This is a genomic window from Streptomyces sp. NPDC006309 (assembly GCF_040613095.1).
Lineage (GTDB): Bacteria > Actinomycetota > Actinomycetes > Streptomycetales > Streptomycetaceae > Streptomyces.
Genome location: NZ_JBEXRO010000011.1, coordinates 120,700 through 142,536, shown reverse-complemented (window position 1 = coordinate 142,536; position 21,837 = coordinate 120,700). Strand labels below are relative to the sequence as shown.

The 21,837-nt window shown below is 69.4% G+C and carries 17 protein-coding genes and 2 pseudogenes; 16 read left to right on the top strand and 3 right to left on the bottom strand.

Going from position 1 to position 21,837, the window contains the following annotated elements:
• The first annotated feature begins 211 nt into the window (after positions 1-211).
• The 7 genes from ABZ117_RS17100 to ABZ117_RS17070 all read left to right on the top strand — a co-directional run bounded on the left by ABZ117_RS17100 (position 212) and on the right by ABZ117_RS17070 (position 7,680).
• Positions 212-1,993 carry a serine/threonine protein kinase gene (locus ABZ117_RS17100; protein WP_356821495.1) on the top strand — a complete coding sequence of 594 codons (1,782 nt, stop codon included), beginning with the start codon at positions 212-214 and terminating at the stop codon, positions 1,991-1,993.
• Positions 1,994-2,224: 231 nt separating this feature from the next.
• Entirely contained in the window at positions 2,225-3,310 is a 1,086-nt protein-coding gene (locus tag ABZ117_RS17095) for a hypothetical protein (protein WP_356821493.1), read from the top strand.
• The gene (locus ABZ117_RS17090) at positions 3,303-4,955 is read left to right on the top strand and encodes a polyprenyl synthetase family protein (protein ID WP_356821491.1); all 1,653 of its coding nucleotides are present in this window, start codon (positions 3,303-3,305) and stop codon (positions 4,953-4,955) included. The genes ABZ117_RS17095 and ABZ117_RS17090 overlap by 8 nt, the downstream gene beginning before the upstream one ends.
• Positions 4,952-5,653 carry a hypothetical protein gene (locus ABZ117_RS17085; RefSeq protein WP_356821489.1) on the top strand — a complete coding sequence of 234 codons (702 nt, stop codon included), beginning with the start codon at positions 4,952-4,954 and terminating at the stop codon, positions 5,651-5,653. The genes ABZ117_RS17090 and ABZ117_RS17085 overlap by 4 nt, the downstream gene beginning before the upstream one ends.
• Before the next feature lie 119 nt (positions 5,654-5,772).
• Positions 5,773-6,243, top strand: coding sequence for a hypothetical protein (locus tag ABZ117_RS17080; RefSeq protein ID WP_356821487.1), 471 nt, complete (start codon positions 5,773-5,775; stop codon positions 6,241-6,243).
• A 563-nt stretch (positions 6,244-6,806) separates the two neighbouring features.
• Entirely contained in the window at positions 6,807-7,220 is a 414-nt protein-coding gene (locus tag ABZ117_RS17075) for a DUF4279 domain-containing protein (RefSeq protein WP_356821486.1), read from the top strand.
• Between the two features lie 16 nt (positions 7,221-7,236).
• A complete protein-coding gene (locus tag ABZ117_RS17070; protein ID WP_356821484.1) occupies positions 7,237-7,680 on the top strand; it encodes a hypothetical protein in 444 nt (147 codons plus the stop codon).
• Positions 7,681-8,077: 397 nt separating this feature from the next.
• On the opposite strand, the gene ABZ117_RS17065 is transcribed toward ABZ117_RS17070, so the two are convergent.
• Both ABZ117_RS17065 and ABZ117_RS17060 read right to left on the bottom strand, forming a co-directional pair.
• Positions 8,078-9,304 carry an HTTM domain-containing protein gene (locus tag ABZ117_RS17065; protein WP_356821482.1) on the bottom strand — a complete coding sequence of 409 codons (1,227 nt, stop codon included), beginning with the start codon at positions 9,302-9,304 and terminating at the stop codon, positions 8,078-8,080.
• The gene (locus ABZ117_RS17060) at positions 9,294-9,758 is read right to left on the bottom strand and encodes a DUF5819 family protein (protein ID WP_356821480.1); all 465 of its coding nucleotides are present in this window, start codon (positions 9,756-9,758) and stop codon (positions 9,294-9,296) included. The genes ABZ117_RS17065 and ABZ117_RS17060 overlap by 11 nt, the downstream gene beginning before the upstream one ends.
• Before the next feature lie 75 nt (positions 9,759-9,833).
• Between ABZ117_RS17060 and ABZ117_RS17055 the strand changes: the two genes are divergently transcribed.
• Positions 9,834-9,995, top strand: a complete 162-nt coding sequence (locus ABZ117_RS17055) for a hypothetical protein (RefSeq protein WP_356821478.1) — start codon at positions 9,834-9,836, stop codon at positions 9,993-9,995.
• 154 nt (positions 9,996-10,149) lie between these two features.
• On the opposite strand, the gene ABZ117_RS17050 is transcribed toward ABZ117_RS17055, so the two are convergent.
• Positions 10,150-11,493, bottom strand: a complete 1,344-nt coding sequence (locus ABZ117_RS17050; RefSeq protein WP_356821476.1) for an ice-binding family protein — start codon at positions 11,491-11,493, stop codon at positions 10,150-10,152.
• Positions 11,494-11,953: 460 nt separating this feature from the next.
• On the opposite strand from ABZ117_RS17050, the gene ABZ117_RS17045 reads away from it, so the two are divergent.
• From ABZ117_RS17045 to ABZ117_RS17010, 8 genes and pseudogenes are all read left to right on the top strand, one after another.
• Positions 11,954-12,826: a helix-turn-helix transcriptional regulator gene (locus tag ABZ117_RS17045; protein ID WP_356821474.1), complete on the top strand. Its 873-nt coding sequence runs from the start codon at positions 11,954-11,956 to the stop codon at positions 12,824-12,826.
• A 428-nt stretch (positions 12,827-13,254) separates the two neighbouring features.
• Positions 13,255-13,620 carry a hypothetical protein gene (locus tag ABZ117_RS17040; protein ID WP_356821472.1) on the top strand — a complete coding sequence of 122 codons (366 nt, stop codon included), beginning with the start codon at positions 13,255-13,257 and terminating at the stop codon, positions 13,618-13,620.
• Positions 13,610-17,887 carry a polymorphic toxin type 17 domain-containing protein gene (locus ABZ117_RS17035; protein ID WP_356821470.1) on the top strand — a complete coding sequence of 1,426 codons (4,278 nt, stop codon included), beginning with the start codon at positions 13,610-13,612 and terminating at the stop codon, positions 17,885-17,887. Before ABZ117_RS17040 ends, ABZ117_RS17035 begins: the two co-directional genes overlap by 11 nt.
• 21 nt (positions 17,888-17,908) lie before the next feature.
• On the top strand, positions 17,909-18,136 hold the full coding sequence (locus ABZ117_RS17030) for a hypothetical protein (RefSeq protein ID WP_356821468.1): 228 nt from the start codon (positions 17,909-17,911) through the stop codon (positions 18,134-18,136).
• Between the two features lie 289 nt (positions 18,137-18,425).
• Positions 18,426-19,198: pseudogene (locus tag ABZ117_RS17025) on the top strand (transposase).
• Between the two features lie 139 nt (positions 19,199-19,337).
• A pseudogene (locus ABZ117_RS17020) lies at positions 19,338-20,461 on the top strand (replication initiator); the annotation flags it as partial.
• On the top strand, positions 20,451-20,633 hold the full coding sequence (locus tag ABZ117_RS17015) for a helix-turn-helix domain-containing protein (RefSeq protein WP_356821466.1): 183 nt from the start codon (positions 20,451-20,453) through the stop codon (positions 20,631-20,633). The pseudogene ABZ117_RS17020 and the gene ABZ117_RS17015, both read left to right, overlap by 11 nt.
• Positions 20,633-21,802, top strand: a complete 1,170-nt coding sequence (locus ABZ117_RS17010; protein ID WP_356821464.1) for a site-specific integrase — start codon at positions 20,633-20,635, stop codon at positions 21,800-21,802. The genes ABZ117_RS17015 and ABZ117_RS17010 overlap by 1 nt, the downstream gene beginning before the upstream one ends.
• The last annotated feature ends 35 nt before the right edge of the window (positions 21,803-21,837 follow it).

The window sequence follows — 21,837 nt, the reverse complement described above, 5'->3', positions numbered from 1 at the left end:
ATGCCGCCCGCGGCTGCTCCCTCGTGCGGGTGGAGCGCTCGGTGCGCTGCTCCATGCGGCACCGGTCCGGCCGGTATGCAGGGGGAATGCCAACGACGGCGCGGAAGGAGACCCACATGCGGGAGACGAGGCCGTGGAAGCGGAAAGGGACGGGCGCCACCGAGGCCCGCGCCGCCGAAGCCCCACCGCGCCCGTGCCGGGTGGTGACGGCATGACGGCCGGGACCCGGGCCCGCCCGGACGAGCAGGCGCCCCCGGACGCGGACGGGACGCGGGGCACCGTGGCGGGGAACGGCACCGCCGGATTCTCCGGGGACGGCGGGCCCGCACCGGCAGGACAGCTGGCCTTCCCCGCGGCCGTGGCCGTCGCCGTGGGGGGCGGGGCGGCCTTCGTCGCCGACCACGCCAACCACCGGGTCCGCCGGATCGACGGGACCGGCACGCTCACCACGGTCGCCGGCGACGGGCTGCGGGGTTTCGCCGGGGACGGCGCGGACGCGACGCTGGCCCGCCTGGGCTTCCCGGCCGCCCTGGCGGTCGCCCCGGACGGAAGCGTGCTCATCGCCGACGAGATGAACCACCGGATCCGCCGGATCGACCCGTCGGGTGTCATCGACACCGTCGCGGGAGACGGCTCCCGCGACGGTGGTGACGACGGCGACGGAGACGGCGGCCCCGCCGACCGCGCCCGGCTGGACGCCCCGTGCGCCGTGGCCGTGGACGGTGCCGGATCGCTGTACATCGGCGAGGCGGGCGGCCACCGGGTCCGGAGGATCGGCGGCGACGGCGTCATCAGCACGGTCGTCGCGGCATCCGGACGGCCCGGCGGCCCCGGCGCGGCCGACGCCGGCGAGGCGTTCCTGCCCGCGGGCCTGGCGGTCGACGAGGCCGGGCAGCTGTACATCGCCGACCCGGTGGGCCGCCGGGTGCTGCTGCTGGGCACGGACGGGACGCTCCGAGTCCTGGCGGGACCACCGGACACGGACGCGGACACGAAAGCGGACGCGGACGTGGGCGCCACGGCCGTCGACTGGAGCGCACCGTGCGCGGTGGCGGTCGACGGCCAAGGGGCGGTCTACGTCGCCGACGTGAACGGACACCGGGTGTGGCGGTTGTCCGACGGAGCAGCCCGGGTCGTCGCGGGACACGCTCCGGCGACCGGCGGGGCGGGGGACAGGGGCACCGGTGACACGGCGGATACCGCCGATACCGCCGATACCGCCGATACGGCCGTCGGCGTGGCGCTGGCCTACCCGTGCGGTCTCGCCGTGGACCAGGCCGGCCACCGGCTGCTCGTGGCGGACAACTTCCACCACCGGATCGTCGCCCTGCCCCTCACCACCGCACCTGCGCAGGCGGAGGAGCCGGAGCGGAAACCGGAGCCGGAACCGGAGCCGGCCGGGCAGCCGGAGTCCGAGCGGGAACCCGAACCGGAGCCCCAGCCGAAACCCGAACCGGAGCCGGAGCCGGAGAGGGAGCCCGAACCCGAACCGGCGTCCCAGCCGAACCCGGAGCGGAAACCGGAGCCCACACCACCGCCCCCGCCCACCCCGCCCACGCCGAGCACGCCACCCGCGCAACTGCTGGTCCGTCAGGAGGTCGGTGTCGAGATCGCCCGCGGGGAGAGCGATTTGCTCCACGTACGGGTCTCGTCCACCGATCCGTGGACCCCGGGACGGGTGGAGCACCACTTCACGGCTCCGACGGGTTTCGTCTTCGACGGCCGGGCGACCAGCGCGTACTACCGCGCGGATCGCACGGTGCTCCCCGGCGGGGCGCCGACGGCGACCGTGCGGGACGGCGGCAGATCGCTGGCCGTCACCGACGAGCCCCGCCTGAACACCCGGGACCATCCGGCGGCGGCCCTGGTCTACACGCTCGGTATCCGGGCCCTGGCGGACGCCGAGCCGGGCCGGTACACCGACGGGCGTGCGGTGATCTCGGGCCAGCCGGAAGTACGCCTGAAGGCAAGCGTGCTGGGGGACGACGAGTAGCACCGGCGGGAGCGCGTACGAGCCCGTGAGCAGTCCGCGGCGGACCGTCCGCGGCGGACCGTCCGCCGCGGACGGCCACGGGTGACCCGCGGCGGGCGGCCGGGCGACACTTTGCGACGGTGACGACTCCCAAACCCTCAATACGGAAGTAAACGTTTCTGTGCTTCCACGTCACCCGCGTGAAGGTCACACATTGCGACATTGCGCATTCAGTGCGTTAACGTTCGAAACGTGTCCACGCCCACCCTCTCCAGGCTCGGGCCCCCGGGTCCCTTCCCGCACGCCCCGCTCGTCCATCCACTTGACCGCAAGTGGCTGCACTACGCCTTCCTGTCCCGGTGCGGCCGGCAGGCACTGATCGCCAACCTGTCCGTCCTGGGGTCCTCCGCCGGCGAGGTCTACGCCGACCCGGGCGCCCCGGCCACCGGGCGGCGCAGCGGCACCGGTACGGCGGCCGAGGGACAGCACATGGCGATCCTGCTGGTGTACGCGGAGGGGCGCGGCTGGAGCGCGACACAGTTCAACGCCGACCAGCCCGAGTTGCCGTGGTCGGCCTTCCGCTGGCCGCATCCGCACGGCGAGCCGGGCGCGTTCCGGGTGGCGGCCCGGTCCGCGGCGCCGGCGGCCGACGTACGGCTGATCAGGACCAGCAGGCCCTGCACGTCGCAGTGCGCGCCGTTCGGCGAGGACGAGCACCTGCGGTGGCAGTCCGAGCCCGGGGTCCTGGGCACCGGCACCCTGCGGCACGGCGACGGCACGGTCACGGAGACGGACCTGCTGGGCTACCACGAACGGGTCCGCGGCCGCTGGTCCTGGCCCACGCTCGGCGGCTGGGTGTTCGGCTTCGTCAACGACCCGTCCGGGCCGCACGACGCCGCCCCGCCCTCGGCGGTGGTCTTCACCCTCATCCAGCCCGAGCGCCCGGCGGACGCGGCCAACGGCTCGGTGATGCTGTGGCGCGACGGGCGCATGATCCGCCACTTCCCGCGCCGCAACCTGCGCGTCGCGGTCAGCGGAAGCCTGGACCGCGACCGGGTGGCGATGGTGCCGCCGCTGGCGGACACGCTGGGCACCCCGCCGATGGCCGCGGTGCCCGGCCGGCTGCTGATCACCGCCCGGCTCGGCGACGACCGTCTCGTCCTCGACTTCCGCTCGCACACGGCGGGCCGGATCGCCAACCCGTCGGAGACCAGCCTGCGGCCGTTCAGCGTGCACGAGACCCTCGGCCCGTGCACCGTGGAGGGCCGGGTCGGCGGACGCCGCATCGCCTTCCGTACCGAGGGCATCGTGGAGTTCGCCGGGGGTGCCCATGGCTGAGACCGCCCCCGCTCTCACGGGTGCCGGCCTGCTGGACGAGACCGTGGCCGCCCTGTCCGACCGGGCCCCCGCCGTCCTCGCCGCCGCCGCCGACCACCTGCGCGGCATCCGGCTCGGCCTGCACTTCAACGACGGCAGCCACGCCACGCTCACCGCGCGGCACAGCCGTATCGTCGTACAGCGGGACCGCTGCCCGGACCCCGACGTCGAGGTCGCCTTCGACAGCCGGGCGATGAACCTGCTGTTCGACCTCCAGCGCCCGCCCGTCGACCAGGTGCTGTCCGACAGCCTCGACGTCCGCGGCTCCCAGGAGGACGCCCTCGCCGTGTGGCGGGCCTTCACGCTGCTGTCCCAGCGCGCGGCGGGCCTGCGCAGCATGCAGGAACTCTGGGGCGCCTACCGCGAACAGGCCCCCCAGCTGTGGGGCAGCGCGGCCCCCGCCGACCTGGAACCGGCCGCCGATCCGGTCGACTGGACGGCGCTGGACTTCCTCGCCCGGCGCGCGCCCGAGGACGCCCCCGCCCCCCTCGTGCTGATCGGCGACACCACCGTACGGGCGCCGCGCATGCTCTGGGACGGCCGCACCAGCACCAGCTGGTCGCTGGAGGACACCGTCCGCGACGCGGACCTCCTGGAGACCATGCGCCGGTGCCGGGCCCGTACCGGCGAGGAGATCGAACGGCTGCTGCCGGACCGTGAGCCGCGCGCCGAGCTGTACGACCTCATGCGCTCCTACCCCGCCCGCCAGGGCAAGGGCCTGCGCCCCACCCTGACCATCGCCGCCTGCGCCGCCTTCGGCGGACGCCCGGACGACGCCGTACGCGCCGCCGCCGCGCTGGAGCTGTTCCACAACGGCTTCCTCGTCCACGACGACATCGCCGACGAGTCCACGCACCGGCGCGGCATGCCCACCATGCACGAGGAACACGGACTGGGTCTGGCGGTCAACGTCGGCGACGGCCTGAACCTGCTGGCCGTCGACGCCGTCCTGTCCAACCTCGAGACGCTCGGCCTCGCCCGCACCCTCGGCCTCATCCACGAGGCGGTACACATGTGCCGGGAGTCCATCGAGGGCCAGGCCATGGAGCTGGGCTGGATCCGCCACGAGGTAGTCCCCGAGGCCGACGACGCCTACTTCACGATGAGCACCAAGAAGACCGGTTGGTACACCTGCATCAGCCCGTGCCGCATCGGCGCCGTCTGCGCCGGCGTGACCGACCCGGCCGTACTGGGCCGGTTCGACGAGGCGTTCCGCCTGATCGGCATCGCCTTCCAGATCCAGGACGACATCCTGAACCTGGTCGGCGAGGAGGCCCTCTACGGCAAGGAACCCCTCGGTGACCTGCTCGAAGGCAAACGCACGGTGATGCTGATCCACCTGTTCCGCACCGCGTACGCCTACGAGCGCCCCCGCCTCCTCGACGTCCTGCGGCAGCGCCGTACCGACAAGACCCAGCAGCACGCCGAGGAACTCCTCGCCGCCATGCGCCGGCACGGCTCCATCGAGTACGCCACCGAACTCGCCGACCGGCTCGCCGCCGAAGGCATCGCCCGCTTCGAAGAAGACCTCCGGGTCATCCCCGAGAACGAAGGCAAAGCCGTCCTGCGGCAGATCGCCCACTACGTCACCTCGAGGCCACTGTGACCCCCTCCGCGACCCCCCGCCCGCCGGCCGGCCCCACGGCCACCGGACCGCTCACCCCCACCGACCACCGGGCCTTCGCCTTCCTCGGCCAGGTCAACAGCTCCCTGCGCCAGTGCCTGTGCACCCTGGCCCGGCACGGGGTGGCGCTGCGCCGCGACACCCCCGAACGCGCCCGGCTGCTCCTCGACACGGTCCGGCCCTGGCCCCTCTACAAGGGCGGCCAGTTCCTCTTCGACCTGATGGAGTGGGAGGACCTGATGGTCGACGGCGAACCCCCGCCCGTGCTGCCCACGGAGCGGATCGTCTCCGCCGCCACCTTCCCCGTCCAGTGGCTCGCCGCCGCCACCTCCGAGGCCCCCGCCGCGACGAGAGCCGTCCCCGGCCAGCGCACCGCCGCCGCCCTCGACCTCCCCCTGCGCCTGTTGGCCACCACCGCCCGCACCGCCTTCCTGGGCGCCGCACAGGACCTCACCGACCTGCTCGGCACGCCCACCCCCCGGACGGGAGCGCAGGACGACACCGAACCCGGCCCCGCACCCGCGCAGCCCACCGCCCCCGAACTACCGCCCCTGGAAGCGGGGTTCTTCCTCTACGAGGACATCGTCCTCGGCTCCCTCACGGTCCTGGGCCCGCTCCTGTCCGACCACGCCGCCTCCGGCCCCGAGGGCGAGTCGTCCGACCCGGCCCCCTCCGCGTAACGCACGGCGCCGCCCCGCCCCTCGTCCCCACCGGCCACGCACGGCGCCGCCCGCGCCCCCCAAGCCCGCCACCGGCGGATCCGCCCCCGCGGACACGCTCATCCACAGAAGGGAAAACCATGGGCACACAGACCCAGGCCCCCGTCGAACCCGGATCCGAGAACAAGCTGTACATCCTCCAGCAGGGCATCGTCGAGGACGCCCCGGGAGGGGTGCCGGCCCACCTCAGCTTCGGCGTCCTCAGCACCGTCCCCGACCCGGTGAACCCGGGCGACATCACCTTCAACCTCAAGGCCCCCACGGGCTTCGTCTTCACGGGCTGGCTGTCCTGGGCCTACCACGACGTCAACACGCTCGCGGCCAAGGGCAACATGCAGACCACCCAGGGCACCCTGGGCAACCAGGGCCGCACCCTGTCCTTCACCCACAACCCGTACCTCTCCACCAACCAGGAGTGCATCGGCTACGCGGCCCAGGTCACCGCCACGGACGGCGCGACACCGGGCCGCTACACCGACGGCGAACTCCGCGTAGGCGCCGCGAACCCCGTCAAACTCAAGGGCCGAGTCCTCGACCCCAACGAGGACTGACCTCCCCACCCACCCCGTTGGCGGCTCCACCTCCCACCTGGAGCCACCAACGGGACACACGACGCGCCCGTTCCCGGTGGGCGCCGCGCTGCGACGCCGCGCCGACTGGGACAACACCCTCCTGGCCACGGCGATTTCCTGGACGACACCTTCGGTCCCCGGGGCGGGCGAGCAACAGGGCGCTGAAGGCTCCACCGCCTCGCATCCCGAACGGGTAGTCCAGGCAGCCGCCGACGGCTTCAAGGAGTACCCGTCCGAGTCCATCGGCCGCCTCACCCCCGAACTCGTTGGCACAAAAGGCGCCGGACTCTGCCGCGGCGGACTGCGCATGGCGACGGAGGAGGGCCTGGAATCGGCGGCACAACGCGGAGTACGGGATGGCCCAGAACGTCAAGGCTGCTCGACTCCACCCACAGACGCCTCCCGTACTTTCGAGTGATAGCGGTTTTCAAGAATTCGACGGCCGTGGGTCAGAGGGCGCACCTCGGGGAGTTGCTGGTACCCGGCATGGGAAGGGTTCACTGGGGCAGCCTGTCGTGAGATCAAGCGGTGAGGAATTATGTATGGGCGCGATCGAGAAGCCTCACTGGGTATTGACGGAGGTGTCACTTGTCATCAAGGGAAGAGATCTCCGCCCCGAAGGGATCACGTCGTTCCTTGGTGTCGAGCCCACAGGCGTACGTAATCCAGGACCCAGTAAATGGGACCGACCGGGGGAGATCGATGGGCAGTGGAGGATCAGCTGTGACGAGCGCACCAGCCGAGACTTCCACGAACAGTTGGACAGCATTCTCTCCGTCGCGGAACGGAAGCGGACTGAACTCGGGCAACTCGTGGAACAGGGGTATGAAGTGACCGTCAACCTGTTCGGATTCTCCGGAAACGATTGCACTCTCGCCCTTCAGCCGGAAGAGATCAAGCGAATCGCCCTCTCGGGTTTGCCGCTCAGGGTGGCAGCCAGTATGAGCGAACGCTGAGAGGGGGATCTTGGATATGGAGTCTGCCGCGAAGGTGAAGCTCTGGAGTGACCTGAGCACGTCCTTGGTCGTATCAGGACAGGAAGTGGATTCCGCCTCCCTGCTCACCGATCTGCAACTCGCCGACAGTCAAGAAATCTCCGGTTCCGGAGGTGTGGGCGTATATTCCGGTCCCGGCTGGGCCACACTCACCGTCGACGGGCGGCACGCGCAAAGCGCCGACGAGCAGGCCGCGGAACTTGTGCGAATCATCAGCCCCCGCAAGTCTGCTCTAGAAGCTCTCAAGAAATCGGGGAAATCGATGAAGGTCGATGTCTCAGGTGTGGCCGAGTCAGGTTCGGGAATCGGCATCTCGCCACAGGTTCTCGCAGGGCTCGCTGAGCTGGGAGTGCCCGTCACCTTTACTACGGTCCGGGAATCCGGAGAGGACGAGGAAGACCCGCTCGCCTGGCTCGGCTGAACCTGCGGGAAGCAGGCTGTCGGGTTCCGGCTGGAATCAATCAGCTCTCGGATGTCCAATGACTTCCACTGGGACATCGGCACTCCGGCGGATCAACTCGCCCGAAGGCGCTGGAGGCCATCCCTGAACTCGGGGAGACAGGTGAGGCACCTACCAACGTTGGTAGGTGCCTCACCTGCTCTAACGGCTGTCGGGTTGGCGGGACTTGAACCCACGACCTCTACGCCCCGGAGCAACTCGGGTGGGTGTTCTCCCTCGGACCGGTGTGGCCCTCACTTGCGTCGATGGTCCGTTGACGTCCGCGCCTCTCCGTCGTTGTCCGCATGCGTTGTCGCGTCAGCTCGGCGTCGTCCGGGCGCAGAGAACGGGAGGCCGGCTCACCGGGTATTCGCAGCGTCTACCGCGTCACCGTCGGGCCGGACGGTGACGAACCACCGTGACCGCCGGCCGGGCGGGACATCGGCTGGCGTTCTTCCGGGCCGCCCGGGTGGCCGCCCTGCGGGGGTACGGTTCCCAGTCCTGTTCCCTGCCGGGGCGCCGGCAGCCGGACGCCGAACCGCAGTGCTGTGCGCCGGCCGAGTCGAGGCAGGACGGCGTAGAAGCGGTCGGGAAGGAACACGGCGTCCGCGATGATCATGGCTCCTGAGAAAAGGGGAAGCCCCAGGACCACCGCGATGCCGACGTGCATGCTCAGCAGCATGACGAGAACGGGGTACTTGAGCCTGCCGAACAGCACGAAGGGGAAGGCGACCTGGGTGAGAACGGTCAGGTAGCCGACGGCCGCGATCACGATCGGGTACTGGTCCAGGAAATGGGAGAGTGCCGGCCAGGGCTGGAAGAGGTCGAGGTGCAGCACGTAGTGGAGGGCGGTTCCGTCGCCCCAGAAGGAGCCCTGGACTTTGTACAGACCGGCTGATCCGTACAGGAAACAGACCTGTGCCGCGATGACGAAGACCGCGCAGTTGTGCACCACCGTGGTCAGCGTGATGCGTGCGGCCCGCAGTTCCCGCACGGAGGAGTTCCCCGCTCGCCGCGGCATGCCGTCCGTGCGAGCCGCCGCGATCCGCTTCCTGCGTGCGTCCAGGGACCAGCGCCGACCGCAGGAGGTGAGCACGAGGTACAGGGCCATCAGCAGGACCAGGTTGTCGCCGCCGTCCGTCATGAAGATCGCTCTCGCATGGAACGACGTCACTACGACGGCGAACAGGACGGACGTGGCCCGGGTGCGCCAGCCCAGCATGAACAGTGCGCAGGTCACGAGAGCGAGCGCGTAGCACAGTTCGAAGTAGACAGGGCTGTCCGACAGGATCAGGACGCTGTACCAGCCCGTCTGGTGGAAGAGCTGTGCCGCCAGAGCGGGTGTCCATGGGGAGCCGGGGCCCCAGATCTCGTGCCGGTGCGGGAACTCACGCAGAAGGAAAACCAGATAGAGCGATCCGTAGCCGATACGCAGAACCGATGTCGCGTACAGAGAAACCGGCCGACCGGTGACCAGGACCCAGAGAGCGCCGGCCCGGGTGAGCAGTCGCCCGGACCCGGCGCCCGCTGCCAGGGGCGTTCGGTCCGCGGAGCGGCCTGGCGCAACCGCCGTGGCGGGAACGTCGCGGATCTGTTCACTTCCCATGGCTGGTCACCTTCCACCAGGGCAGGAGCCGGTTCTCGACCGGCGTCGGCGGGTGGTTGCCGGCCGTGGCACCGGGCGCGACCACGGGCCGTGTGACGACCCGCAACTGGATGAAGTCGAAAGTGCCGCCCCTGTCGTGGCCGGCGACGCGATCCGCAGCGATGTTGCGCAGATACTTCTGCATCATCTCCGCCCGTTCCGAGCGGGCCACGTCGTCCGTTCCGTGTGTCTCGACGTAGGAGGACCAGGCGCGGCGCAGGAGGTTCTGAGCCGTGTGGCTCGGGAACACGTGGTGCTCGACCGCGGCACGGTCCGCGGCGGTCAGGTCGACCCAAGGGCTCACCCGCATCGATCCGTCGGAGGCGGTGTGCGCGGTTCTCGCCAGCACCTGCCGGTTGACGGAGTCGGGGTTGGGGGCGAAGAGCCGCCAGTTCTGTTCGAAGAGGGGGTACACCCACGCGTCGATCTGTTGGCTGTACCGCCTCGAGAGGGAATTGGAGGGAGCCACAGCGAGGAAGACGACGACGACATGGACCAGAGCCGTCACCAGACACAGGCCCACGGCACCGTGCAGCCCGGCTTTCAGTACGCGGGCGCCGACGGAATTCGTCCGGGCCGGCTTCGCGTTGTGACGGCCTTCCTCCCGGAGCGGGTGGGAATCGGACTGGTCGCGTTCCTTGACACCGGCTGATTCATTTCTGCTCGACACCGTCCACCCTGCCTTCTTGTTCATCTCTGTCCGGCGCCCGGCATTTCTGTGGATCGCGCCGGCGGCGCGCGGCGGAATCGGGGGGAATTCCGCCACGCGCCGTCATCCGAGGAAGGGACTTCGCGCAGTCTGTTGCCTAGTCCTCGTGGTCCCCGTGGCCCGCGTAGGGCCCGGACTCATCGGAGCCCTCGTGACCCTTGTGGCCCTTGGAGTGCTGGTAGTCCATGTAGTCCCCGATCTGCGGCTGGTTGCCGTAGCCGTAACCGTTGTGCGCGTCGGGCTTCTCGCCGTGGTCGTTGCCGTGGCCCGGCTTGCCGCCCGCGCCCGGGTACTCCTGGCCCGGCTTGCCGCCCGCGCCCGGGTACTCCTGGCCCGGCTTGCCCTGGTCGGGGCCCCCCTCATGGCCCGGTCGGCCCGGTGCGCCACCCTGCCCACCAGGGGCGCCGCCGGCGGTGTTGCCCGAGGTGTTCCCGCTGGTGACGTTGTTCCCGGCGGTGTTGCCCGCGCTGTTGCCCGAGGTGTTGCCCGAGCTGTTTCCGGCGGTGTTGCCGGCGGTGCCGGCGCCTCCGGTGACGAGGGGCCCGCCCAGGAGGCCGCCACTGATCAGCCCTCCACCGGTCACGCCGAGGATGGTGCCGCTCGTCTGACCACCCGTGCCGATGGGGCCGCTGGGTCCGGTGGTTCCGCCGGTGGTGCCGGTCGTCGTACCGGTGGTGGTGCCGGTCGTGGTTCCGCCGGTGGCGCAGTTGTTGAGGAAGATCCGGTTGGTGTCAAGCGTCACGGCGCCATTGCGGGCCAGCGCCCGGCCCTCGATGTTGGTCCCCGTGGTCACGTGGATGTCCGTCAGGGCCATGATGGTGCCGACGAAGGTGGAGTTGGTGCCGAGGGTGGCCGAACTGCCGATCTGCCAGTACACGTTGCACGGCGAAGCGCCGTTCGTCAGGAGCACCCGGCTGGAGGACGCCGTCGTCAGGGCCTCCGGGATCTGGAACACCCAGACGGAATTGGGGTTTCCCCCGGCGTCCAGGGTCAGGTCACCGGTGAGCCCGACACCGGAGGAAGCGGTGTAGACGCCCGGGAGCAGGGTGGTGCCGTTGCCGATTCCCGCCGCGAGCGCGAAGTCGGTGGCCTGGCCGGCCGCGTTGTTGTACGCCGTGACCAGGTCGGACTTGGCCTGGAGCGCCACGGCGTCGGCGGCGTGCACCGCGCCGAGCACCTCACCGGGAGGGAAGCCGGTGATGGACGGGTTCGGGTGCGTCCCGAGGTCGTGACTGATCACCGTGGCGCCGGTGTTGGTGACTCCCGCACCCGCCAGAACGGAGAAGCTCGCTGCCGTGCCCAGCGGTACGGGCGTGGCGATGGCGAGCGCCTGCGTGGGCGTCAGGACGAGCATCGCAGCGGCGACCGTCGCGGAAATCGCTGAGGCCAGCAAGCTGGGCAAGGTGCGGCGGCGCGCCGGAAGGGGGATTTTCAGCTTCATCGAGAGGCCATTTCCTGTGGGGGTCGTGGCGTACCCGGCCCTACCAATCGCCCGGTAGCCTTGATCTGGTCGCTGCATATTACGGAGAAATCTATGTGTGGCAATAGCGATTCGCGGGGAGTCGGAAGTGCGGAGAATTAATCCCCCGAATGCGTGGACAGGTATTGCGACATGTATATTTCTGATTAACTGGCGCATTCCCCCGAATGCGCGGGATGCTCGGCGAGGATCTCCGAGCGCTCCTATGGGAACCCGCCGCACCGATTGCGGTTGCAGCGGGCGCCTCGGGACTGCTCGTCCGTCCCGGAGGCCGTCGAGGGCAGGCACGAGCGGGGAAAGTGACAAGGTCACATCCCACTTCGCCGGTCCCAGGCGCAGGACGGCATGGCGGATGATCAACGAGCCGTCCCCCGTGGCAGCCTTCGCACCGACAGTGACGGGCAGCGGAGGTGCACCGCGCATGGCGGCGGACGGTAATCCGACAGTGAGGAGACGTCGCCTGGGGGCCGAGCTGCGTCGGCTCCGGCAGGCCGGCGGCCTGAAGAGCGCCGAAGTGGCTGAGCGGCTCATGGTCTCGCAGCCCAAGATCAGCCACATGGAGAACGGCCGCCGTGCCATCAGCCCCCGCGATGTACGCGACCTCTGCGCCATCTACGGAGTGACGGACCAGCAGGTCATCGACTCCCTCATGCGCATGGCCCGGGAGTCCGGGCAACAGGGCTGGTGGAGCGCCTACGGCGAGCACCCCCAGAACGTCTACATCGGCCTGGAGACGGATGCTGCCTCGATCCATGCCTACGAGCCCTTGGTGATCCCCGGCCTGCTGCGGACCCCCGCCTATGCTCACGCCGTCATCGAGGAAACGATCCCCCCGATCACTGCCGAACAGGCCGACCGGCGCCTCAAGGTGCTACTCCACCGACAACGCCGGATCCACGACACGAACTCCCCGCTGCGGCTGTGGGTCGTCCTGGAGGAAACGGCACTGCGCCGTGTCGTCGGCGGGCCCGACGTCATGCGCGAGCAGCTGGAACACCTGAACGCACTCGCCGGCGAACCGCACATCACCGTGCAGGTACTCCCCTTCACGGTGGGCGCCCACCCGAGCCTCTCGGGACAGTTCTCCATCCTGCGGTTCGCCGACAGCCCGCAGACGGGGGTGGTGTACCTGGAACGCTTCACCAGTGACCTCTACCTGGAGAAACAGCCCGACACGCAGCACTACGGCCTGATGTACGAACACCTCCAGGCCGAGGCCCTCAGCCCGGACCGCACACGCGACTTCATCGCCGGCGCCACCAAGTTCCACACCGGCACGGCGAGCCGCTCATGAGCGCCGGTGTGCGAGAACTGGTTCCCGCACACAACAGAAAGGCCGGGGTCGCTCGCCGACCGGGGCGTTCCTCCGGAGGAGACCTCGCGGCTCGTCGACCACTCCGGACGGCCGTCACCAGACCGTCCTACCGGAAACAGATCCGGCCCGTGATCCAGACCGGCGCCGCACAGGCGCAAACAGGTCAGGTCCTGGGCGGAGGCGCAGGACCGCATCACCGCGGACACCCCCGGTCACCTCCCCGGCCCAACCATGTGATCACCCAGCCCGAAGCCCCTGGGAACGCAATCACGGCCAGCAGGCAGGAGGACTCGGAGACGAACACTCGACGGGCACCATCACGCGCGCAGGTTGTCGACATGGCACTTCCTTTACCTGTCTGCCCTATGGTCGGAAGCCGCATTTGCGGACCGGGGGAGGCGACAGCGATGGGTGATGGCAAGGTGCCCGGCAAGGTGCTGGACATCAAGACCGCCGACATCAAGGCGGCGGCACCGGCCTTCCATCAGGGGGCCATCGATCTGAGCAAGGCGCTGACCACGCTGATCCAGACGCTGGACGGCCTGGGTGAGCCCTGGGGCCACGACGAGCAGGGCGACAAGTTCGGCAGCGCCTACAAGCCGCAGCAGAAGAAGATCGAGAGCGCGGCGGGCATCCTGGTGCTCGGTCTGACGAGCATTCACGAGGCGATGGTGGACCTCTCCGACGGGCACGTGGACAACGACCAGCTCATTGCCGGCATGTTCACGCAGGTGAAGTCCGACAAGCAGAGCGACGGTGCCGGTGAGCGTTGAGGACAAAGCCCGCCACATCCTTCTGAAGCTGGGTCTGTGGTGGCCCGAGGCCGACTCCGGCAAGCTGCGGGACGCGGCGAAGGCCTGGCGCGCCTTCGCCGACTCGGTGGACGACGTCCGCGCTCCGGTGCACCGCAGCGCGTCGTCGATCATCCACAACAACACGGGCGAGTCGATCGAGGCGTTCGACAAGTTCTGGGGCCGCTATGCCAAGGAACAGGACGGCGGCTGGCTGAGCGATCTCGCCAAGTCGTCGCGGGAGATGGCCAAGGCGCTGGAGAAGTTCGCCGACGCCATCGACGACGCGATCAACAAGCTCTGGACGCAGATCGGCATCGACGCCGCCGTCATCGCGGGCGGGGTGACGCTGGCCTTCTTCACCGCGGGCCTCGCCTCCGGGGCGGCCGTCGCGGCGGCGGACGCGGTCATCGAGTTCGGCGCCACGATGGGCATCGCCGTCACCACGACGGTGGCCGAGATCGCCGCCGGCACCCTGGTCGCCGCCGCGTTCGGCGGGGTCGAGTCGGTCGCCGTGGACCTCGCCGTGGCCCAGCCGCTGAAGATCGCGACCGGGCTCCAGCACGGCTTCAGCCTGGACGAGGTCAACCAGGCCGCCAAGGACGGCATGATCTTCGGCGGCGCGCTGGGCACGGGCGGCGGCCTGCTCAAGGCGAGCATGGAAGGCGGCCTCACCGACACCACCCCCCTGCTGCTGCGCCCGCCCTCGCTGCGGCCCGACCTGGTCGAGCTGGGCCCGGCGGCCCGCAACGCCGAACGCACGCCGTGCGTGGGCGAGCCGATCGACGTGGCGACCGGCGCGATGCTGATGACCCAGACGGACCTGACACTGCCGGGCAGCCTGCCGCTTCAGTTCACGCGCACCCACCTGTCCTCCTACCGGGGAGGGGTCTGCTTCGGCCCGGCCTGGATCTCCACCCTGGACGAGTGCCTCCAGATCGACGGCGAGGGCGTCGTCTTCGCCGCCTCGGACGGCATGCGCCTGGTCTACCCGGTACCGGAGCCGGGCGAGCCGACCCTCCCCGTCAAGGGCCCGCGCTGGCCACTGGAGTGGGACGGCAAACCGGACGGCGCGATGACGGTCACCGACCCCGCGACGGGCGTGACCCGCACCTTCGCCGCCCCCGTCCCCTCACCCACCTTCGGCGTCTTCCACCTCGCGCTGGACTCCTGGAGCGACCGCAACGGCAACCGCATCGACGTCGAACGCGACGACGAGGGCATCGCGTTCGGCCTCCGCCACTCCGGCGGCTACTACGTCGCCGTCGACACCCAGGGCCCGCGCATCACCGCCCTGCGCCTGCTGGACGAACCGCCCTCCCGCTACCACCCGTCCACCTCGCCCGACGAGGGCACGGTCGTCATGCGCTACGGCTACGACACCTCCGGCAACCTCACCGAGGTCATCAACTCCAGCGGCGAACCCCTGCGCTTCACCTACGACACCGAGGGCCGCGTCACCCGCTGGACCGACCGCAACGGTACGTGGTTCTCGTACATCTACGACGACCGCGGCCGAGTGACCCGCACCGAGGGCATCGACGGCATCCTCTCCGGCACCCTGACCTACGACGACACGACCCGCACGACGACGTACACCGACTCCCAAGGACACGTCTCCCTCCACCGCTACAACGCCGACGGCTTGGTCGTGGAGGAGACGAACCCACTGGGCCACGTCACGCGCACGGAATGGGACGAGTACGGCGACAAGCCGCTGACCGTCACCGACGCCCTGGGCAACACCACCCGGTACACCTACGACGACGCGGGAAACGTCACCGAACTAACCCTGCCCGACGGTTCGGCGGCCCAGGCCGCCTACAACGAGCACGGCCTGCCGACGGAGGTGGTCGAGCCGGGCGGGGCGATCTGGCGGCACACCTACGACGAGCGCGGCAATGTGCGTGCCACTGTGGACCCGACCGGCGCCGAGACCCGCTACGAGTACGACAGTGCAGGGCATCTGGCCGCCGTCACCGACGCGCTCGGTCACACACGCAGGATCGTGTCGAACGCCGCAGGATTGCCGATCACGCTGAGCGATGAGCTGGGACAGGAAACGGTCGTGGACCGCGACTCGTTCGGCCGGATCGTTGGTGTGACCGACCCACTCGGTCACACCACACGCATGGGATGGACCGTCGAGGGTAAGCCGAAGTGGCAGGAGTGCCCCGATGGCACGCGCGAATGCTGGACCTGGGACGCCGAGGGCAACCTGATCGCGCACACTGATCTCGCCGGAAACACGACTCAGCAGACCGCCGCCCACTTTGATGTTCCGGCGACCCGCACAGACCCGGACGGAACCCGGTACGCGTTCACATACGACACCGAGTTGCGCCTGACAGGTGTCACCAACCCTGAGGGGCGAACCTGGTCCTATCTCTATGACCAGGCTGGTCGACTCATCGCGGAGACCGACTTCAACGGGCGCACGCTGACGTACGCGTTCGACGCCGCAGGCAGGCTGATCGTCCGGACCAACGGCGTCGGCGAGTTTTTGCGCTTCACCCGTGACGCACGCGGCAGGGTAGTGGCTCAGGAAACCGACAGCGGTGAGATCACGACGTACGCGTACACGCCGGGCGGTGACCTGTGCCGAGCGGCCAACGCAGACGCCGAAATGACCCTGGAACGAGACGGGCTAGGGCGGATCCTGTCGGAGACGGTCAACGATCGCACGTCGGTCTTCCAGTACGACGCTCTCGGGCGCCGCACTCGTCGTGTGGCACCATCCGGCGTGGTTTCGGACTGGACGTATGACGCGGCCGGACGACCGGTGCAACTGCGCTCGGCAGCGGGCTCGCTGGACTTCGCGCACGACGCCGCGGGGCGTGAGATCGAGCGTCGGTTCGGGGAAGGCGTGACGCTTGAGCAGAGCTGGAACCCGAACGGGCAGATGACCGCCCAGTCCCTGACCTCCGCCACCGCCGGGATCGTCCCGGACCGCCTCCTCCAGCATCGCACGTATGCCTACCGGGTCGACGGCCACCTCACGGAGATCCGTGAGCTGACGTCGGGCACACGGCGCTTCGATCTGGACGGCACGGGTCGGGTCACAAAGGTACGGGCACACGGCTGGACCGAAACCTACGCCTACGACCCCACCGGGAAAGTACGGGAGGTGTCGGCGCCTGGCCACGATTCTCCAGGCGAGCGCGGGTTCGAGGGCACGCTCGTCCGCCGGGCGGGGCGGACGACGTACGCCCACGATGCCCAGGGCCGGCTTGTCCGACGAACGCGCACATTCCTCAGCGGGAAAACGCACACATGGTCCTACGCCTGGAATGCGGAGGACCGCCTGACTGAGGTGGTCACGCCGAGCGGGGACCGATGGAGGTACACCTACGACCCGCTCGGCCGGCGCATAGCCAAGCACCGTGTGACCGATGACGGATCACCGGCCGACCGTGTCGAGTTCTCCTGGGACGACACCCGCCTGGCCGAACAGACCGGACCGGACGGCAAGGTAACCACATGGGACTACGAACCGGACACGCACCGCCCTGTCACCCAGACCCTTCACACACCCTCGCATGTCCCTGAGGGAGGAGGTTCCTTCCTCGCTCGGCTCGCCGAGGAGACGGGCCCCGAAAGCACCACGCGTTTTCTAGCCGTCATCACCGACAACGCCGGTGCCCCCATGGAACTCGTCGCCGGAGAGGGCGAGGTGGTCTGGCAGCGTCGTAGCACGTTGTGGGGCACCCACGTCCCGGCCGGGACCGACGAGCCGGAATCCGCTACCTGTCCGCTGCGCTTCCCGGGCCAGTACGCCGACACCGAGACAGGCCTGAACTACAACTATTTCCGCTACTACGACCCGGAAGTCGCCCGGTACCTCAGCCCCGATCCGCTTGGGCTCGACGCTGCTCCCGATCATCATGCTTACGTCGACGCGCCGCTGCTGCTGGTGGACCCGCTGGGTCTGAAATGCGAAGAGGTCGTTCCCGCGCCTCGGACCGGGGTCAAGGGGATTATCAAGGACGCTCAGCTCCCCCACACGGGACGAATCCGATTCGTCCCGGACAAGAGGGTGTCGGTCAGTACGGGCCTGCCCCGCGGCCCCCGGAAGGGCTATATCGACCGGTTCGGTAACGAATGGATCAAGGGACCTTCCAGGACCGCCGGACAGCCGTTCGAGTGGGATGTCCAGCTGAGCAAGCTGGGCAAGGCCAAGCTGGGGTGGCTCAGCAGGGACGGCAGCCACCTCAATGTGTCACTCGACGGCGAGATCACCCACAAATGATGGGAAAGGACTGACTTCACGATGGCGGAGACCCTCCCGTTCTACGCAGAAGTGCGCGTGCTTCGAGCCTCCGAAAGACCCCAGCTGGAGGGCAAGCTCGGAGGAATCCTGGGCATCACGGAGCCGCCCGACCCATCGATTCCGCCCGCCTACGCAGTGCTGCTCGACGGGGAGGAGGAGGTTTACACATTCCTCCACGACGAGATCGAGCCCACGGGGCACATGCGAAAGCAGGATGACTACTACTGAAGCCGGCCGTCCGGTCGTCGCCCTCATGCCTCGGGGCCTCGGTGATGCATACGAAGAACAGCACCGCCGCTCGGACGCCCGACTCCAGAGCCGGCCTTCGCCACGCTGCACGCGGCGCGGAGGCCTTGACTCCCAAAGGATCCCCAACCGCCCCGGTAAACGAGTCAGGGCCCCGCCCCACTCTCACGCATCAGACCCCTGACCTGTTACTCCCCTTCCTCCCATTCGGCGAATATAAATGGATAAGGGTTGTCCTGTAACTGCTGGTCCGGGGTGAGATGATCTTGCCGTGTCTGGTGTGATCACGGCGTCAGAGTCGTCCTGGATAGCCCCGTTCACCGGGCTGAGCCCGCGCAGTTCGGCAAGCTGATCACCGCTCTGCGACGCGAGGGTGCGGACCCGGTCCGCAAGGGCCGGCCGTGGAGCCTGCCACTGGAAGACCGGGTCCTGCTGGTCGCGGTGTACTGGCGGACCAACCTGACCCTGCGCCAGCTGGTCCCGCTGTTCGGGGTGTCGAAGTCGGCCGCTGACCGCATCATCGACCACCTCGGCCCTGCGCTCGCGCTCCAGCAGCGCAAGCGGTTCCGCAAGGACACCGTGCTGATCGTGGACGGCACCCTGGTTCCCACCCGCGACCACACCATCGCCGAGCAGTCGAAGAACTATTGGTACTCCACCAACCACCAGGTCGTCATCGACGCCGAGACCCGGCTCGTCGTCGCTGTCGGCCGGCCGCTGCCCGGCAACCGCAACGACTACAGGGCGTGGGAGCTGTCCGGCGCGAAAGACGCGGAGGGTTGGCAAGACCACGGTCTCGCGGACGGCGGCTATCGGGGCACCGGCCTGGTCATCCCGCACCGCCGCGAGAAACGCCAGGCCGAGCACCCGGCCTGGAAGGAGGAACACAACGCCTCCCACCGCAAGGTCCGCGCCCGCGTGGAGCACGTCTTCGCCCGGATGAAGGGCTGGAAGATCCTTCGCGACTGCCGACTGAAGGGCGACGGCGTTCACCACGCCATGCTCGGCATCGTCCGCCTGCACAATCTCGTCCATGCCGGGTGACGCAGAAACTGGCAGGTCACCCAGCCTGCCAGAGTGATGGCTCGTGCATGGGAATACCCTGCCGCTGCGCTGTCGAACCGGCCGGGGCTGCTGGCCCTTCCGAGCTGTGCGGTGTGTGGGCCAGGAGCGTGCCGCCGAACGCCGGGCTACCCGGTGCGCCGCCTGCGCCGAGGTGTACCGCAGGGAACCTTCCACCTCGTCACGGCCGGTCTCAGCGGCGGCAAGGGCATCGGTCCGGCCGTGGCCCAACACCCCCGCGTCTTCGCCACCTTCACCGCCCCGTCCTTCGGCCCCGTGCACAACCGCCCCGCCGGCGGCCGGTGCCGCTGCGGACGCACTCACCTGGACGACGATGCCGCCCTGGGTACGCCGCTCGACCCGGAGCGGTACGACTACCGCGCGGCCGTCCTGTGGAACGCGCACGCCGGTTCCCTCTGGGGCCGGTTCACCACTTACCTGCGCCAACAGCTTGCCTCCCGCGCGGGCATCGGCCGCTCCGAGCTGCGCGACTGCCTCAAGGTCTCCTACGCCAAGGTCGCCGAGTACCAGCGGCGCGGCGCCGTCCACTTCCATGCCGTCATCCGCCTCGACGGCCCGGACGGCGCCGAGGACACCCCACCGGCCTGGGCCACGACCGAACTCCTCACCGACGCCATCCGCTCGGCGGCCCGCCTCGCCGAGACGCCCGGACCCGTCCTCGACGGCCGCCCGTACACCTTCCGCTTCGGCGAGCAGCTGGACATCCGCCCCATCCGCTCTGCCGACTTCGCGGGCACCTCGGAGCTGTCCAGCCGCGCCGTGGCCGCGTACATCGCCAAGTACGCCACCAAGGGCGCCGAGACCGCCGGCACCCTGGACCGGCCCATCCGCAACCCGATCACCGACCTCATCGGCTCCGGCGTCACCGACCACGCCCGGCGGATGATCCTCACCTGCTGGCACCTCGGCGCACTCCCCGAATTCGAAGACCTGCGCCTGCGCAGGTGGGCCCACATGCTCGGCTTCCGCGGCCACTTCTCCACCAAGTCCCGCGCCTACTCCGTCACCCTCGGCGCCCTCCGCCAGGAACGCGCCAACCACAACGAAGCCCTCACCCGCGAACGCGCGGCCGAGGCGGGCCACCCGCTGCCCGAACCGGACACCGTCCTCGTCCTCTCGCACTGGCGGTTCGCCGGAACCGGCCTCACAGACGCGGAAGCCCTGCTCGCGTCCTCGCGTCCTACTTCCCTCGACGTACAAGGAGAGCCCGATCATGCGCGATGACGAACTGCTCACCGTTGCTGAGGTGATGGCCCGTCTCAGGCTCGGACGGTCCACCGTGTACGACCTGATCCGTACCCGGCGGCTGCCCTCGGTCACCATCGGCCGGTGCCGGCGCATCCCCGCCTCCGCACTGGGCGACTTCATCGCGGCACAGATGGAGCGTGCGGCCTGATGACCACGCGTCGGAGCCGCGGTGACGGCGGCCTGCACTGGGACGAGAAGCGGCAACGGTGGATCGCCACGGCGAACCTCGGCTTCGATCCGAGCGGCAAGCGGATCGTGAAACGGGGGAGTGGCAGGACCAAGACGGAGGCCAAGAACAAGCTCAAAGAGGTTTTGCGGGACCACGAGGACGGCCTCGCCATCGCGCCCACCAACTACACGGTGAAGGACGCTGTGACGGACTGGCTGGCGTACGGCTTGGCGGGCCTCGACCCCAGCACTGTCGAAACCGTGACGCTCCTGAGCCAGAAGCACGTGATCCCCTCACTCGGCGCCCGCAAGCTACGCGAACTGAGTGCGGAGGACGTAGACCGCTGGCTGGCCAGCAAAGCGAAGACGCTCAGCACACGCACGCTCCAGGGAATCCACTCCTGCCTGAACCGCGCGGTCAAGCGCGCCATGGCGCGGGACAAGGTGAAGCGCAATGTCGTTGAGCTGTGCTCGGTGCCGCAAGGGCAGGCCGGGCGCCCGTCCAAGGCGCTCACTTTCGCCCAGGCTGAGGCCGTACTCAAGGGCGCCGAGGGCACCTCGATGTACGCCTACATCGTCGTTGCCCTGCTGACCGGCGCCCGCACCGAGGAGCTGCGGGCCCTCACCTGGGACCACGTCTTCCTGAAGGGCCGGCCGGACCTCGACCCGCCGCAGCCTCCACACATCGCCGTCTGGCGCTCGGTTCGGCGGAGCGGGGACACGAAGACTCGCAAGTCCCGGCGCACACTTGCTCTGCCGGCGCGCTGCGTCGATGCCCTCTGGCAGCAGTTCGAAGATCAGGGATGGGACCGGCTTGCCGCTGGGGACGACTGGGAGGAACACGGCCTCGTCTTCTCCTCGGCCGTGGGCAAGCCACTCGACGCCGCCAACGTTCGCCGCGCCTTCCGCCAGGCGCTCAAGGGCATCGACGGGATCAACGCCGATGAGTGGACTCCGCGGGAGCTGCGGCACAGCTTCGTGTCCCTGCTCTCCGACCGGGGGGTCCCGCTGGAGGAGATTTCGCGGCTCGTCGGGCACTCTGGAACCGCTGTGACCGAGGAGGTGTACCGGAAGCAGATCCGGCCCGTGATTCAGACCGGCGCCGTGGTCATGGACGGGATCTTCGGCACCGATCCGCGAGGGTCGTAGACACTCAGAATCGATAGTCACGCAGTTAGACACGC

Excerpts from the sequence above, each read along its gene's own strand:
- ABZ117_RS17075 (WP_356821486.1), top strand. The coding sequence starts at position 6,807 with ATGGGCGCGATCGAGAAGCCTCACTGGGTATTGACGGAGGTGTCACTT.
- ABZ117_RS17045 (WP_356821474.1), top strand. The coding sequence starts at position 11,954 with ATGGCGGCGGACGGTAATCCGACAGTGAGGAGACGTCGCCTGGGGGCC.
- ABZ117_RS17010 (WP_356821464.1), top strand. The coding sequence starts at position 20,633 with ATGACCACGCGTCGGAGCCGCGGTGACGGCGGCCTGCACTGGGACGAG.
- ABZ117_RS17065 (WP_356821482.1), bottom strand. The coding sequence starts at position 9,304 with ATGGGAAGTGAACAGATCCGCGACGTTCCCGCCACGGCGGTTGCGCCA.
- ABZ117_RS17030 (WP_356821468.1), top strand. The coding sequence starts at position 17,909 with ATGGCGGAGACCCTCCCGTTCTACGCAGAAGTGCGCGTGCTTCGAGCC.
- ABZ117_RS17050 (WP_356821476.1), bottom strand. The coding sequence starts at position 11,493 with ATGAAGCTGAAAATCCCCCTTCCGGCGCGCCGCCGCACCTTGCCCAGC.
- ABZ117_RS17070 (WP_356821484.1), top strand. The coding sequence starts at position 7,237 with ATGGAGTCTGCCGCGAAGGTGAAGCTCTGGAGTGACCTGAGCACGTCC.
- ABZ117_RS17100 (WP_356821495.1), top strand. The coding sequence starts at position 212 with ATGACGGCCGGGACCCGGGCCCGCCCGGACGAGCAGGCGCCCCCGGAC.
- ABZ117_RS17055 (WP_356821478.1), top strand. The coding sequence starts at position 9,834 with ATGGACCAGAGCCGTCACCAGACACAGGCCCACGGCACCGTGCAGCCC.
- ABZ117_RS17090 (WP_356821491.1), top strand. The coding sequence starts at position 3,303 with ATGGCTGAGACCGCCCCCGCTCTCACGGGTGCCGGCCTGCTGGACGAG.
- ABZ117_RS17015 (WP_356821466.1), top strand. The coding sequence starts at position 20,451 with ATGCGCGATGACGAACTGCTCACCGTTGCTGAGGTGATGGCCCGTCTC.
- ABZ117_RS17080 (WP_356821487.1), top strand. The coding sequence starts at position 5,773 with ATGGGCACACAGACCCAGGCCCCCGTCGAACCCGGATCCGAGAACAAG.
- ABZ117_RS17040 (WP_356821472.1), top strand. The coding sequence starts at position 13,255 with ATGGGTGATGGCAAGGTGCCCGGCAAGGTGCTGGACATCAAGACCGCC.